This is a genomic window from Bordetella sp. N (assembly GCF_001433395.1).
GTDB lineage: Bacteria > Pseudomonadota > Gammaproteobacteria > Burkholderiales > Burkholderiaceae_B > Bordetella_C.
In genome coordinates, this window is the sequence record NZ_CP013111.1 from 5739544 (window position 1) to 5754515 (window position 14972).

At 67.0% G+C, this 14972-nt stretch carries 10 protein-coding genes; 1 reads left to right on the top strand and 9 read right to left on the bottom strand.

All coding sequences use genetic code 11. The annotated features are described in order from the left end of the window. Window positions 1-32: 32 nt before the first annotated feature. From ASB57_RS24860 to ASB57_RS24900, 9 genes are all read right to left on the bottom strand, one after another. The gene (locus tag ASB57_RS24860) at window positions 33-2507 is read right to left on the bottom strand and encodes a TonB-dependent siderophore receptor (protein WP_197424817.1); all 2475 of its coding nucleotides are present in this window, start codon (window positions 2505-2507) and stop codon (window positions 33-35) included. Between the two features lie 100 nt (window positions 2508-2607). Then, window positions 2608-3615, bottom strand: a complete 1008-nt coding sequence (locus ASB57_RS24865) for a FecR domain-containing protein (protein ID WP_231755239.1) — start codon at window positions 3613-3615, stop codon at window positions 2608-2610. Beyond that, window positions 3612-4151 carry a sigma-70 family RNA polymerase sigma factor gene (locus ASB57_RS24870; RefSeq protein WP_057656419.1) on the bottom strand — a complete coding sequence of 180 codons (540 nt, stop codon included), beginning with the start codon at window positions 4149-4151 and terminating at the stop codon, window positions 3612-3614. The genes ASB57_RS24865 and ASB57_RS24870 overlap by 4 nt, the downstream gene beginning before the upstream one ends. Window positions 4152-4402: 251 nt before the next feature. Further along, window positions 4403-5740 carry an NAD(P)H-dependent oxidoreductase gene (locus ASB57_RS24875; RefSeq protein WP_057654606.1) on the bottom strand — a complete coding sequence of 446 codons (1338 nt, stop codon included), beginning with the start codon at window positions 5738-5740 and terminating at the stop codon, window positions 4403-4405. A 155-nt stretch (window positions 5741-5895) separates the two neighbouring features. Beyond that, on the bottom strand, window positions 5896-6456 hold the full coding sequence (locus ASB57_RS24880; RefSeq protein ID WP_057654607.1) for a 5'-3'-deoxyribonucleotidase: 561 nt from the start codon (window positions 6454-6456) through the stop codon (window positions 5896-5898). 143 nt (window positions 6457-6599) lie between these two features. Continuing rightward, entirely contained in the window at window positions 6600-7226 is a 627-nt protein-coding gene (thpR, locus tag ASB57_RS24885; protein ID WP_082621815.1) for an RNA 2',3'-cyclic phosphodiesterase, read from the bottom strand. A gap of 95 nt (window positions 7227-7321) precedes the next feature. Continuing rightward, complete coding sequence (locus ASB57_RS24890; RefSeq protein ID WP_057656420.1) at window positions 7322-8857, bottom strand: efflux transporter outer membrane subunit; 1536 nt, start codon at window positions 8855-8857, stop codon at window positions 7322-7324. Between the two features lie 16 nt (window positions 8858-8873). Continuing rightward, window positions 8874-12098, bottom strand: a complete 3225-nt coding sequence (locus ASB57_RS24895; RefSeq protein WP_057654609.1) for an efflux RND transporter permease subunit — start codon at window positions 12096-12098, stop codon at window positions 8874-8876. A gap of 114 nt (window positions 12099-12212) precedes the next feature. After that, window positions 12213-13469, bottom strand: coding sequence for an efflux RND transporter periplasmic adaptor subunit (locus tag ASB57_RS24900; protein ID WP_057654610.1), 1257 nt, complete (start codon window positions 13467-13469; stop codon window positions 12213-12215). 402 nt (window positions 13470-13871) lie between these two features. On the opposite strand from ASB57_RS24900, the gene ASB57_RS24905 reads away from it, so the two are divergent. Then, window positions 13872-14957: a LysR family transcriptional regulator gene (locus ASB57_RS24905; RefSeq protein ID WP_082621816.1), complete on the top strand. Its 1086-nt coding sequence runs from the start codon at window positions 13872-13874 to the stop codon at window positions 14955-14957. Window positions 14958-14972: the final 15 nt, after the last annotated feature.

The window sequence follows — 14972 nt, forward strand, 5'->3', positions numbered from 1 at the left end:
AAGCCACGTCCCCGGACGTGGCTTTTCTCTTTCTACATGCGGTAGCGCAGGGTCGCGTAGACCGCGCGCGGATCGCCGTAGTAGCAGCTCACCGTGTCGCAAGACGCCTTGTACTTGCGGTCGAACAGATTGGTCGCGTTGATCTGCAGGCTGACGCGTTTGTTGATGTCGTACTTGGCCGATGCGTCGAACACCGCGTGGCCGCCGATCGACACGTCATTGGCGCTGTCGCCGAAGGTCTGGCCGACGTAACGCACGCCAGCGCCCAGGGTCAGGTTGCCGCGCCAGCCGTCGCCCGGAATCGTGTAGTCCAGCCACGCCGATGCCAGATGATTGGGCACATGGTCCGGCCGATTGCCGGTATTGCCGTCCAGGCCATCGCGCAGGATGCGGCCGTGCCAGTAGGAATAGGCCAGTGACGCGTTCAGGCGTTCGGCCAGGGCGAACTTGCCTTCCAGTTCAAGGCCGCGCACGCCCACCTTGCCGATCTGGCGCTGTTCGGTTTCTGTGATGGAGTCCGGCACATTGGTCTGCTTCAGGTCGAACACCGACGCGGTGAACAAGGCGTCCGTGCCGGCCGGCTGCCACTTCATGCCGGCTTCGTATTGCGTGCCGTCCTGGGGCTTCAACGAGCCGCCCACCGTATAGCCGTTGGCCGTCGGCGCCACCAGCGGCTGGAAGGACTCCGAATAGTTCACGTAAGTGGCCAGCCCTTCGGTCCACTTGTAGGTCAGGCCGATGCGCCGGGTGAACGCGGACGCGGTGTCGTTGTCCTGCGTGCCGGTGTCGTAGTAGATGGCCTTGGTGTTCACATGGTCCTGGCGCACGCCCAGCGTGAGTATCCACGCACGGTAGGTCAGCTGCTCCTGCCCGTATACGCCCAGCGCCTGCTGTTTCACCCGCCAGTTGACGTAGGGGTCGAGCGAGATGCTGGAACGGCCGGTGTAGACGGGGTGGTAGATGTCTATGCCAGGCGCCGTGCCCAGCAGGATGTTCTCGTGCGTGTTGTCGTCGGTGTAGTCGAAGCCGGCCAGCGTCTTGCTTTCCAGGGACTTCCAGCGGGTGTCGTACTGAACCTGATTGTCGATGGTGTAGCGGTCGCTCTTCCCGGCGACGGAGAATGCCGTGCGATCCGCGGTGGGATCGAGGTCGGCGCCGTAGACGTCCCGGTAGTCCAGGTCGATGTGGGTATAGCGCGCGTTGGAGCGCACCGTCCAGCCGTTGCCGAACTTGTGCTCGAACAGCCAGCCGACATCCGACTGGCGGGTGTTGAATTGGTGGAAGCTGGGTTCGCCCAGGAATTTATTGAGGCTGATGTCCGCGTCGGCGGGGAAGGAACGCGCCGTCGAGCTTTCCCGCTTGCTGTAGTCGGCGAGCAGGGTCAGCGTGGTGTTGGCGTCTGGACTATAGGTCAGCGCGGGGGCGATGTAGAGCCGGTTGTCCTTGGTGTAGTCATACCCGTAATCGGCGTTCTGCCACATGCCGGTCAGGCGATATTTCCATTTGCCCGCTTCGTCGACCGGGCCGCCGACATCGAAGCCCGCTTCATTGTGGCCCGCGCCCTGCGTGGTGTAGAGCTCGGCCAGCGGTTCGTCGGTCGGACGCTTGGTGATGGCGTTGACCAGGCCGCCCGGCGCGTTCAGGCCGAACAAGGTGGAGGTCGAGCCTTTCAGCACGTCCACCCGTTCCAGCCCATACGGTTCGACGCGGCTGGCGGTGAACCAGGCCGGCACGCGCGCGGGCAGGCCGTCGCGGTAGGTGCCCAGGGTGGTTTCGTCGAAGCCGCGGATGCGGAAATAGTCGTAGCGGTCGTCGGCGCCGTACTCGTCGACAGCGACGCTGGACGTGTAGGCGATGGCCTGCTGCAGGTTCTGCACCCCGCGCGTATCCATTTCCTGCCGTGTGATCACCGACACGGACGCGGGGACGTCGATGATGGGCGTATCGGTTTTGGTGCCGACCGCCGTGGCGGTGGCAACGAAGCCGGTGCTGTCGCCGGTGGCGCGGCCCGTGACGGACACCGTCGGCAGCGTGGCCTCGCCGGTGGCGGGCGGACGGGGCGCGGGCCGCAGTACGTAGCCGCCGGCCGCCTGGGGAGCGGCTTCGATGCCGCTGCCCGCCAGCAGGCGATCCAGGCCGTTGAGGGCGGAGTAGCGGCCCTGCAAGCCTTGCGTGGAGGAGGCCTTGATCAGGGCCACGTCGTACGACAGGTTGACGCGCGCGATCCGCGCGTAATGCGTGAGCGCCGTGTCGAGGGGGCCGGCGGGAATGTCGAAGGACAGCAGCGCGGCGGCGGTGTTCGGGGCTGTCTGGCTGGCCTGGGCGATGGCCGTCCCTGCATTGCGCCCGGCTTGGGTGGCGGGCGCGGCCTGGGCGTGCGCGGCCAGCGGCACGGCAGCGGCGCCCAGGGTCAGGCATGCGGCAGCCCGCAGTGTCAGCGCCATGGGCAAACCGGCGGGGCGTGTCGCGCGAGCGGCGGCGTGACGCGAAGGACGTTGCAAAGTCATGTTTCTCTTCTCGGAGGCGGGGGGTCCAGGGGGAAGAGGGCAGCAAAAGCGGCGCTCTTTCCTCTATGCCGGACGAGATTCGAAATCCCCTCACGCCGGTTCAGGCGGCGGCGGGCTCCACCGAGATCCAGAAGCGGGCGCGCGTCGTTATCCGCAGGGCGTGCGTCCTGGCCAGGAAGCGCAAGGCTTCCTCAGTGTCGTGCACCTGGTAGATGCCGGAGACCTTCACGGCAGCGATGCGGGGATCGCAGGCGATACGGCCGACGCGGTAGCGGGACAATTCCGCCAGCAGGTCATCCAGGCGGGCGTCCTCGGCGACGATGACGCCCTGGGCCCAGCTGTCGTCACGCAAGCCACTGGCCGGCGCGGGCACGGCGCCGGCGCGGTCGAAGCGCCAACGTTGGCCCGCCTCGGCGAGGATGGCGCGGTCACCGCCCCCCGGATGCACGCGCACGGCGCCTTCCTGCACGCTGAGCCGCGCGCCATCGTCATCTAGGCGAACGTCGAAGCGGGTGCCCAGCGCCTGCAACGAACCATAGGGCGTGCGCACCCAGAAGGGCCGGTGCGCAGGTACATCCGCGCCCGTCGCCACCAGGACCTCACCACGCCGCAGGACCACCTCGCGCTGCTCGCGAGCGAAGGCAGTGCTGATGGCGCTATCCGTATTCAGGACGATCTGCGTGCCGTCTTCCAGGGTCAAGGTCCGCTGGTCACCGACACCCGTGCTGACGTCGGCAAGCAGACGCTGCCAGGGCGCTCGGTCATATGTGACCTTGCCGGCCAGGGCGGCCACGCCGCCCGCCGCCAGCCAGGCCAGCATCCGGCGCCGGCCCGGGGCCCGGGCCGCGGTGGCGGCATCGGCGCGCCGCAGCGTATCGGCCACCAGTGCATTGGGCGTCCGGCCCGCGTCCGTGGCCAGCGCCTGCACGCGTTGCCACGCGGCGGCATGGGCTGGGGCAGCCTCACGCCAGGTATCGAAAGCCCGCCGCGTCTCCGCGCTCGGCGCATTGAAATGCAGTTTGACGGCCCAGGCGATTGCCGCATTCACGGCGTCCTCGGGAATACACATATTGCCGCCCGCGCTGGCCAGGGCCCGGTCCACACTCATGCTTCGAAGCGCGCCGCGTAGCAAAGGCGCAGCGCGGCGGCCAGGTCGCGTTCGACCGTCGCCAGCGACACGCCCAGGCGTTCGACGATCGCCGGGCACGACATGCCTTCCAGACGCGCCCACATGAATACCTGGCGCGCGCGTTGAGGCAGCCGGGCGAGCGCATAGTCGATGGCGGCCAGTGTCTGGAACAGACACAGGCGCTCTTCCGGCGACGGCGTTTCAGGTTCGGGCAGCAGGGCCAGGGCTTCCAGCCAGGCGCGCTCCAGTTCGCGGCGGCGCCAGAGATCGACCAGCAAGCCCTTGGCGATGGCGGTCAGGAACGCACGCGGCTGGCGCATCGACACGGGTTCGGGTTTGGTCAGCACCCGGACGAAGGTGTCCTGCGCCAGATCCGCCGCGTCGAAGGCGTTGTTGTCCAGGCGCCGCTGCAACCATCCTTGCAGCCAGCCGTGATGCTCGCGGTAAAGCGTCTGCAAGGCGTGCTGCACACGGTGCTCGGTGGCGGAGAGGGCACCGGGCCCGGCCTCTTGCATGGACATGACGGAAGGACGCAAGGAAAAATCGCCAACTGGAGAATAAGAACGATTTTTATTTATATATCGATCTGACCCCATGGCGCAACGACGCGAGCGCGTCGGGCGGCGATTTCTTCATGTTCTTTCCACTTTCCTTGCAGGAAAGCGACACCGCAACGGCCTGGCCCGGTGATCCGGCGGCCGGCGCTCCGGCGGCCGGCAACCCGGCGGTCCGCGCTCGGGTCCCGGCCTGGCCAGGCCTGCTGCTGTCAGCGGTGGCCCCCTTCCATCTCGCGGCGCAGCTGCACCACCGGAGAATCAGCGTCGTATTCCACATCGGACCAGCGCAGGGCCTGGGTGGCACGCACGCCCACCTTGAGCTTGACGTCATGGGCCAGGCCCAGGGGCAGGTAGCCGCCCTCGACGGAGTCCTTGGCCGGCATCAAGCGGCCGTACACGGTGTAGCCGCCTTCGCCATCCAGCACCGTGCCGGCGGGCAGTTCGCGCTTGGCGGTGGCGATGACATCGCCATGCCAGCCGCTTGGCGATCCCGTGGGCTCGCGCCGCAGGGCGGCGCTGGCCACGCTGATGCCCAGCTCCATCCCCATCAGGTGATAGGGCTTGTACATGGCGGAGTAGTTGCCGCTGGGATCGGTGACCACGCCGTATTCCTTGAAGCAACGGCGCACGTAGTCGCTGTCGGCCGCCAGGGTGACGAAGACGCCCCAGCGCAGATCCCGGTAGACCGGCCGGCCGTCGCGTTCGATCGACGACACGGTTTCCACCTGGCCCCGGTGATGCAGCATGCCGCCGTCGTCGCGCGGCCGCATCACGCGGGCCAGGTCGTCGACGCCGCAGGGCGGGAAGTGCAGGCCGGACGGCGCCGGCAGCAGGCCCGTGGCATTGGACACCGCCGCCATCTCGATGGCGCTCTTGGTGCCGTCGAGAAAGCTGTTGAACATCTGCGCGTTGAAGTCGCCCGCCGCGACCATTTCCGGCGTGAAGCCGTAGTAGGGCCAGACGGTGTCGGGGGTGGACGTGTGGAACGCCGGCAGGTACTTGGTGCCCTTGCCGGCGGCGATGACCTCGAAACCGCTGGCCCGTGCCCAGTCGACCATTTCGCAGATCAGGGCGGGCTGGTCGCCATAGGCCAGGGAATAGACGATGCCGGCTTCGCGAGCCTTGCGGGCCAGCAGCGGCCCCGCCAGCGCGTCGGCTTCGACGTTGACCATGATGATGTGCTTGCCGTGCTCGCAGCAGGCCAGGACGTGGCGGATGCCGGCCGCGGCGTTGCCGGTGGCGTCGATCACCACGTCGATGTCGCCATGGGCGATCACGCGTTCGGTCTCGTCGGTGCAGAACACGCCGCCGTTGCGGCGCGCGTCGCCGACGGACTTGGCCTGCAGCGCGGCCGCCGGCCAGCCTACCTTGGTCAAGGCCGCGCGGGCCGCGTCGGGCTTGAGGTCGGCGACTGCCACCAGGCGCATGCCGGGCGTGCGGTGGGCCTGGCTGAGAAACATAGAGCCGAACTTGCCGGCGCCGATAAGGGCGACGCCGATGGGTTTCTCTTCCGATTCGCGCTGCTTGAGCATGCGATACAGGTTCATGATTTCGTCTTCCCCACGAATGACGCGACAGGATCCGGGTCAGTGCCGGCCCCTGCGCCCAGACAGAATAGCCCGTCTGCGACGCCGTTCATATGTCAATAAGCAAAAGACATGTGGCGGCGCGGGTACACCGGCGCGGCCGGGCGGCGGCCGTCTTACCGGTCCGAGCGGTAAAGCTCGCCGCCGAGCACGTTGCGCCAATTGGCCCAGGTCATGCGGGGCCGTCCCGTTTCCTGGCGGTTGTAGGGGGCGTCGAAAATGATGTGGCGCCAGTGGGGGCGGGTCGCGCCGGTGATGGCGGGCCGGTCATCGACCAGGATGTCGCCGTGGACGAGGGTCTTGTCGCGAGTCAGGATCAGGCGTTCGGTCCATTCCCGCCCCAGGTGGCGGTCGACCCAGTGGTATTTCTCGGCCACGTTGTTTTCATACTGGCGCAAGGGTGAGCTGCAGATCCGCACATCCAGGCCCAGTTCCAGCAGTTCCCGCGCGGCTTCGATGGCGCCGGGGACTGGCGGCAGATTGCGGATGAAGCCCGGCTCGGTGTAGATGGCCTCGGCGCGGATGCGCAATTCCGGCGGATAGTCTTCCAGGATATGGAAGGACTTGCGATCCTCGTATTCGATGGGCGGAATATAGGGATAGCGCTGGCGCCAGGCGTCCAGGAAGGCGTGTTCGAAATCGGCCAGCACGCCGTCTTGATCGAGCAGGATCAACATACTTTGCAGGGCAGTCCGTACGTAAGGGGGATTAGCCCGTCCGGGGGATCTGGACCGGCAAGGGTCGATGATAACGCCCCCGTCGGGGAGGACCGTTTTCAGCGGCCGGCGATGCGGCGGTTGGCGATCCGGCCGCTAACAGATCAGCGGCTGCTGGCCTTGACCTCGTAGCGTGACTGGCCGTCCTGGATGGATTGCACGAGTACGCAGCGGTCGTAGCGCCAGTCCAGCGCGGGCGGCGCGGGTGGCAGCGCCGTCGCCAGCGCCTTGGTATCGACATTGCGCAGCAAGGTGACATGCGGACGGAAGGGGTGGTCGGGCCGCAGCTTGCCCAGCGCCGCCAGGTCGCGCCACAGGCCTGCCACCTGCTCAGAAAGCGCCGGTGCGCCATCGGCGGGGCCGGCCCAGACGATGCCTTGCCGCGCGAACACGCCGTAGCGGTCCAGGCGCAGATGTCCGGGCGCGAACGGTCGTTCTTTCGTCAGACGGATCAAGGGATCGACGAGATCGGCGGGGACCTGGCCGAGGAACGCCAGTGTCAGGTGCAAGGTGTCGGGCCGCATCACCCGGCCCCCGCAGACGGCGTGCGCCTGCGCGCACCAGTCCGTCAGCGCCCGCAGCGTGGCGGCATCCGGCCACAACGCGAAGAAGAGCCGGACGTTCCGGACCGCGGCTTGGTCCGTCGCTGGCCGCGGCCGCGACGGGGCGTCCGGTCCATGGCGGCCCGGTCCCGCGGCCGACGCGGGCCGATCGTCTCTCGGTCCATTCATGGGGCATCTCCGCAATATAGGAAAAGGCCCATCGTCACAGGACGATGGGCCTTCCATGATGCACCTAAATGGACCGGGGCGACGCCCCGCCCCGCTTAGCGCGCGGCGACCGGCGTGGTGGCCGGGGTGGCCGCCTTTTCCGGCGCGGCCACCGGCGTGATCTGCCCGGTCTCGCTGACCTGCGGCGTGGGCAGGTCCCAGCCGCCGCCCAGCGCACGGATCAGGTTGACGGTCGAAAGCGCCCGCGCCCCATCCAGCTGGGCCGAGATGCGTTGCTGCGCCAGCACCGTGCGGTCCGAATCGATCACGTCCAGATAGCTGATCGAACCTTCCTTGTACTGCGTGTGCGACAGCTGCGCCGCCCGCGACGAGGCTTGCACAGCCCGGTCCTGCGCGCCGATCTGGTCATCCAGGATGCGCAGGTTGGCCAGGTTGTCCTCCACTTCACGGAAGGCGCCCAGCACGCTCTGGCGGTAGTTGGCCACGTCTTCTTCATAGACCGCGCGGGCGCGGTCCACGCCGGCCTGGCGGCGGCCGGCGTCGAAGATGGGCAGGCTCAACATCGCGCCGGTCAACGGACCCAGCAGGAAGGTCCGGCTGGACCACTGGAACAGATGGCCCAGCTGCGACGACTCGTAGCCCGCATAGCCCGTGATGTCCAGCTGCGGGAAGAAGGCCGCGCGCGCCGCGCCGATGCGGTCATTGGCCGCGGCCATCGCGCGCTCGGCGGCGGCGATGTCGGGACGGCGTTCGAGCAAGCCCGACGGCAGGCCGGCCGGCACGCGCAGGTCGATGCGCGCCAGCGGCGTGGCCGGCAGGGTGAACTCGGACGGCGCCAGGCCCAGCAGCACGGCCAGCGCGTGTTCGGCGCCGGCGCGGTTGCGGTCGATGCCCAGGGCTTCCGACTGCGCCGAGGCCAGTTCCGAACGCGCCCGCGCCACGTCCAGTTCGCTGATGTCGCCTTCCTTATAGCGGCGCTCGACCAGCTTCAGGGTCTGCTCGCGCAGGTCCAGGGTCTGCACATAGACCTGGCGCTCGGCGTCCAGCTGGCGGACCTGGAAGTAGTTCTGCGCCACATCGGCCTGCAAGGCCAGCTGCACCGAACGCAGCAGCGCTTCGCTCTGTTGCGCGTCGGCCGTGGCGGCATCGACGTTGGCCGACACGCGGCCCCACAGGTCGGCCTCGTAGGACACCCCCGCCTGCGCGCGCCACAAGGTGGTGGACGTGGCCGAGCCGTTATCAGGCAGCCCTTGCGAGGCCGGCGACGCGCGCTGGCGCGTCGGCCCGAAGTTGGCCGTGACTTCCGGGAACAGGCTGGCGCGCGTCTGCTGTTGCAGGGCGCGGGCCTGGGCCAGGCGGGCGGCGGCGGCCCGCAGGTTCTGGTTGGCCGCCTGCGCCTGGTTTTCCAGACGGTTCAGCTGGTCATCCTTGAACAATTCCCACCAGGCGCCGCGCAATTGGTCTTCGGCGGGCTGGGCGGTTTTCCACTGGCCGGCCTGGTCGGCCGGCAGGGCTTCCTTGAACGCCGCCGATGCGGGGGCGGCCGGACGCTCGTAGGTGGGCGTCACCGAGCAGCCCGCCAGGATCAGCGTCGTCAGCAAGGACATAGAAAAGCGTTTCAGGTGCTTCATGTCATTCATCCAGATATCAATGTTCGGCGGCAACGACCGGCACGCCGGGCTTGGCTGCGCCTTCATCGCCATGCGCCGTCGCCGGGGCCTCATGCTTGGACGCCGAGTGCAGCGGGCGCGGATTCAGCATGCGCAGCACCACGTAGAACACCGGCGTCAGGAACAGGCCGAACAGCGTCACGCCCAACATGCCGAAGAACACCGCCACGCCCATGGCATGCCGCATCTCCGAGCCCGCGCCGGTGGAGAACACCAGCGGCACCACACCCATGATGAAAGCGATCGACGTCATCAGGATGGGACGCAGCCGCAGACGGCTGGCCTCGATCGCGGCCTTCAGGGGCTTGTGGCCCTGCAGTTCCAGTTCGCGAGCGAATTCCACGATCAGGATGGCGTTCTTCGCTGACAACCCCACCAGCACCATCAAGCCGATCTGCGTGAAGATGTTGTTGTCGCCCTGGGTCAGGTAAACACCAGTCAATGCCGCCAGGATGCTCATGGGCACGATCAGGATCACCGCCAGCGGCAGGGTCAGGCTTTCGTACATGGCCGCCAGCACCAGGAACACCAGCAGCACGCTGATCGGGAAGACCCAGATGCCGGCGTTACCCGCCAGTTCCTGCTGATACGTCAGGTCAGTCCACTCGAACTTGATGCCGCGCGGCAGCGTCGCCGCGGCAACACGCTCGGCCGCTTCCTTGGCCTGGTCGGACGAGTAGCCCGGGGCCGGACCGCCGTTGATGTCGGCGGCGGTATAGCCGTTGTAGCGCACCACCATTTCCGGACCGTAAGTCTCCGACACCTGCACCAGCGAAGACAGGGGCACCATCTCGCCGGCGGCATTGCGCGTCTTCAGCAGACCGATGTCCTCGGCGTGGGCGCGGAAGGGCGCGTCGGCCTGGGCGCGGACCTGGAACACACGGCCGAAGCGGTTGAAGTCATTGACGTACAGCGAACCCAGGTAGACCTGCATGGTGTCGAACACGTCGGTCACCTGCACGCCCAGCTGCTTGGCCTTGACGCGGTCCAGCTTCACGTCGAGCTGCGGCACGTTGATCTGGTAGTTCGAGAAGGAACGTCCCAGCTCGGGCTGCTTGGCGGCCTCCGCCGTGAAAGCCTGCACGGCACGGTCGAGCGCTTCATAGCCCAGCGCGGCGCGGTCTTCGATCTGCAGCTTGAAACCGCCCAGGGTACCCAGGCCCATCACCGGCGGCGGCGGGAACACGGCGATGAAGGCCGTCTTCAAACCGGCGAACTTCTGGTTCAGCGAAGCGGCGATCTTGTCCGCGCTGAGTCCAGCGGCATTGCGTTCCTCGAAGGACTTCAAGGTGACGAACACGATGCCGGCGCTGGAGCTGTTGGTGAAGCCGTTGATCGACAGGCCGGGGAAGGACACGGCGTGGTCGACGCCGGGTTCCTTCAGGGCGATGTCGCCCATCTGCCGGATGACTTCTTCGGTGCGGTCCAGCGACGCGCCGTTGGGCAGCTGCGCGAAACCCACCAGGTACTGCTTGTCCTGGGCCGGCACGAAGCCGCCGGGGACCAGGTAGGAAATGCCCACCGTACCAGCCAGCAGCAGCACATAGACAAGCAGGCTGGCGGACTTGCGCTTGATCACGCCCCCCACGCCCACCGAATAGCGGTCCGACGCGCGGTTGAACATGTTGTTGAACCGGCGGAAGAAACCGCCCAGCACCTTGTTCATGACGCGTTGCACGGCGTCCGGCTTGGCGTGGTGATCCTTCAGCAGCAATGCGGACAGGGCCGGCGACAGGGTCAGCGAATTGAAGGCCGAGATCACGGTGGAGATCGTGATCGTCATGGCGAACTGCTTGTAGAACTGGCCGGTCAGGCCCGTCATGAAGGCCAGCGGCACGAACACGGCCGCCAGGGTCAGGGCGATGGCGATGATGGGGCCGCTCACTTCCCGCATGGCGCGGTAAGTGGCTTCACGTGGCGACAGTCCGGACGAGATGTTCCGTTCGACGTTTTCCACCACCACGATCGCGTCGTCCACCACGATCCCGATGGCCAGCACCATGCCGAACAGCGACAGCGCGTTGACCGAATAGCCGAACAACAGCAGCAGCGAGAACGTCCCGATGATGGACACCGGCACCGCCAGCAGCGGAATCAGCGAAGCGCGCCAGGTCTGCAGGAACACGATCACCACGATCACCACCAGCGCGATGGCTTCCAGCAGCGTGTGGATAACCGCTTCGATACTGGAACGGACGAACTGGGTGGGGTCGTACACCACGTCAAACTTGACCGAGGGCGGGAAGTCCTTGGACAGGTCGGCCATGGCGTCGCGCACCTGCTTGGACACGTCCAGCGCGTTGGCACCGGGCGCCTGCATGATGCCCAGGGCGACCGCCGGCTTGTTGTCGAGCAGGGAACGCAGGCCGTATTCGGCCGCGTCCAGTTCCACCCGCGCCACGTCGCCCAGATGGGTCACGCCGCCGTTGGCCGACGTCTTCAGCACGATGTCGCGGAATTCTTCTTCGCTTTGCAGACGGCCCTGGGTGTTCACGTTCAGCTGCAGCGGCACGTCGGACAAAGACGGCGACGAGCCGATCACGCCGGCGGCCACCTGCACGTTCTGCTCGCGGATGGCGCGCACCACGTCGGAGGCGGTCATGCCATGCTCGGCGACCTTCTGCGGATCGAGCCAGATGCGCATGGAGTAGTCGCCCGAACCCCACAACTGCACGTCGCCCACGCCGGTGATGCGCGACAGGCGGTCCTTGACGTTGAGCACCGCGTAGTTGCGCAGGTAGGTCATGTCATAGCGGTTGTCCGGCGAGGTCAAGTGCACCACCAGGGTCAGGGTGGGCGAGCTCTTGGCCGTGGTCACGCCCAGGCGCTGCACGTCGTCGGGCAGGCGCGGCAGCGCTTGCGACACGCGGTTCTGCACCAGCTGCTGGGCCTTGTCCGGGTCCACGCCCAGACGGAAATACACCGTCAGGGTCATGTTGCCGTCGCTGTTGGCCTGGGCCTGCATGTACAGCATGTTTTCCACGCCGTTGATCTGCTCTTCCAGCGGCGCGGCGACGGTCTCGGCGATCACCTTGGGGTTGGCGCCCGGATACTGCGCGTGCACCACCACCGACGGCGGTACCACTTCCGGGTATTCCGAGATCGGCAGCTGGAACATGGCCAGCAGGCCGCCCAGCAGGATGAGCACCGACAGTACGCCCGCGAAGATCGGGCGGTCGATGAAGAATTTGGAGATATTCATGATTCGGCTCTTGGTTCGACTCGATGCTATCGGCGCGCGGAGTCCGCGCCCCGGTCAGCCGGAGCGCGTTATTCGTGGTCGATTCGAAGCGATGCTTGAATGGGGGAGGCGACCTCAGGCCGGGTTGGGCGCCGCGGCCTTGTTGCCAGGCTTGATGTCCGCCTTGGCCGCCGCCGTATTGCCTTCCGGCGCCTGACGTTGGCCGACCGTGGGCCAGTTGCCCGCCATCTGCACCACGTGCGGCTCCACCGCGTCGCCAGGACGGATGCGCTGCAAGCCGTTGACGACGATGCGTTCGCCGGCCTTCAGACCGCTGTCCACCACGCGCAGGCCGCCTTGGCTGGCGCCCAGCCGAACCTCGCGATACTGCGCGTGGTTCTTGTCGTCCAGCACCATGACGAAGCGCTTGTTCTGGTCGGTGCCCAGGGCTTTTTCGTCGATCAGCACTGCATCGCGGGGCGCGCCGCCACCCAGGCGGATGCGGGCATAGAGGCCCGGCACCAGGCTGCCATCGCGGTTGTCGAAGGTGGCGCGCACGCGGATCGTGCCGGTCGTCGTATCCAGGCGGTTGTCCACGTACTGCACCGTGCCCTGACGCGAGTAGCCGTCTTCATTGGCCAGGCCCAGGTCCACCGGCACCGGTGCGCCCTTGCCGGTACGCGCCGGATTGACGTACTTCAGGAAAGTCTGCTCGTCGACGTCGAAGGACGCGTACATGCGGTCGACCGACACCAGGGTGGTCAGCGCGACGGATGCCGCGCCGGCGGCCACCAGGTTGCCTTCCGTCACTTCGGCCTTGGACACCTGGCCGGAGACAGGCGCCAGGATGTGGGTGTAGCCGAGGTTCAGGCGGGCGATTTCCAGCGCCGCTTGCGCCGCCTTCAGGTTGGCGGAGGCTTCGCGGGCGTCGTTCTGCTTCTGCTCCAGGTCGCGGCGGGCGATGGCGTTGTCGGCGATCAGGCGGTTGGCGCGCGCCATGTCGGACGCGGTATAGGCCACCCGGGCCTGGGCGCCGGCCAAATTCGCTTCGGCGCGCGACACTTCGGCCTGGTAGGGCAGGGGATCGATGGTGAACAGCTCGTCGCCCTTGCGCACCAGGGTGCCGTCCTTGAAGCGCACGGCGACCAGGGTGCCGGAGACGCGCGGGCGGATTTCGACGCGGTCGACGGCTTCCAGGCGGCCGGAATAGCTCTGCCAGTCGGTGATCTGGCGTTGCATCACCTCGGCGACGTCGACGGGGGTGGCTTGGGGAGCGGCCGCGGCCGTTGCAGGAGTACCACCATGGCCACGCAGGACGGCGACACCGCCGGCTACGAGGATGACGGCGGCCAGCGTGCCTGCCAGGGCAAAGCGATTGCGCGATTTGGTCATTACAGTTCCTTGAGCGGAATGCGTACGGCCAGGGATCAGTCTTTCCGCTTGGCGCTTGGCGCCGGATCACGCGCGGCGGACGCATAGAGGCGTCCGGGCCCGGCTGCGAGCCTGGCCTGCGCTAAATATTGTGTTTCTGGCCACGTCGGGACGTGGTGCCGGCGGCCCGGTCCTTGACGAAAACCGGCGTCGCGCGGGGCGAGGCGTGATCGAGATGATGAGCGGAGCGGCCCGCCGTGGCTGCGGCGGCCGCCTGATCCCTAACCGTTTGTTAGTTGGGATGGCGGCATTCTGGCTGTTTTGTTCCCGCGAATAAATATCTCTACCTAAACAACACTATTCGATGCGGGCGAACAATAATTTGTTCATAATCTCGCCATACCCCCCAACCCGAGGTACGCCATGGACCGTTTTCAGGCCATGCAGGTGTTCACCAGGGTCGTCGACGCCAATAGCTTCACCCGGGCCGCCGACCATCTGGGCCTGCCCCGCACTACCGTCACCACCATCATCCAGAATCTTGAGAAGCTGCTCAACGTGCGGCTGCTCAACCGTACCACGCGCCGCCTGAGCCTGACGCCGGACGGCGCCGCGTATTACGAGCGCTGCATCCGCATCCTGGCCGACGTCGACGAGGCCGAGGCGGCATTCCAGGATGCCTCGCGGCGCCCGCGCGGCAAACTGCGCATCGACACGCCAGCCGCCATCGGCCGGCTGATCCTGATTCCGTCCTTGTGCGAATTCCACGAGCGCTATCCGGACATCGAACTGTACATCGGCATGGGCGACCGGCCCGTGGACCTGGTGCAGGAAGCGGTGGACTGCGTCATTCGGGTCGGTGAACTGCAGGATTCCAGCCTGGTGGCGCGCCGTATCGGCATGTTCGAAGGCATCAGCTGCGCGTCGCCCAGCTATATCGAACGGCATGGCGCGCCCACCACCCTGGAAGAATTGGCCGAGCACAAGTCGGTCAATTATTTCTCCAGCCTGACCGGCCGGTCCTTCGACTGGGACTTCATGGTCGAAGGCCAGAAGGTCGAAGTGAAGATGGAAGGCGTGGTGTCGGTCAACGACGCCGACGCCTACATGGCTTGCGGGCTGCAGGGTTTCGGCTTGATCCAGCCGCCGCGCTATATGGCCTTGCCCTACCTGCAAAGTGGCGAACTGGTCGAGATCCTGTCCGACTGGAAGCCCAAGTCCATGCCGATTTCCGTGGTGTATCCGCACAATCGGCACCTGTCGCCGAAGGTGCGTGCGTTCACCGACTGGGCGGCGGAGATCTTCGGCCGCTGCCCGCTGTTGAGCGGCCGCGGCGACGCCGTGGACAGCACCTGCACGTGGGCGGGCGAACAATTGCACCGCCCCGGCATGGCCAAGGGCACCGGCAAGATCCCGGCTCCCGCGGTGACCCAGGGCAAGGCCGACCCGCTGCCGCTGGCCGCCCATGTGGCAGACGTGGGCGATCGCGTCCAGACCGTGCGGGCCTGAGCATGCGGGGTCACG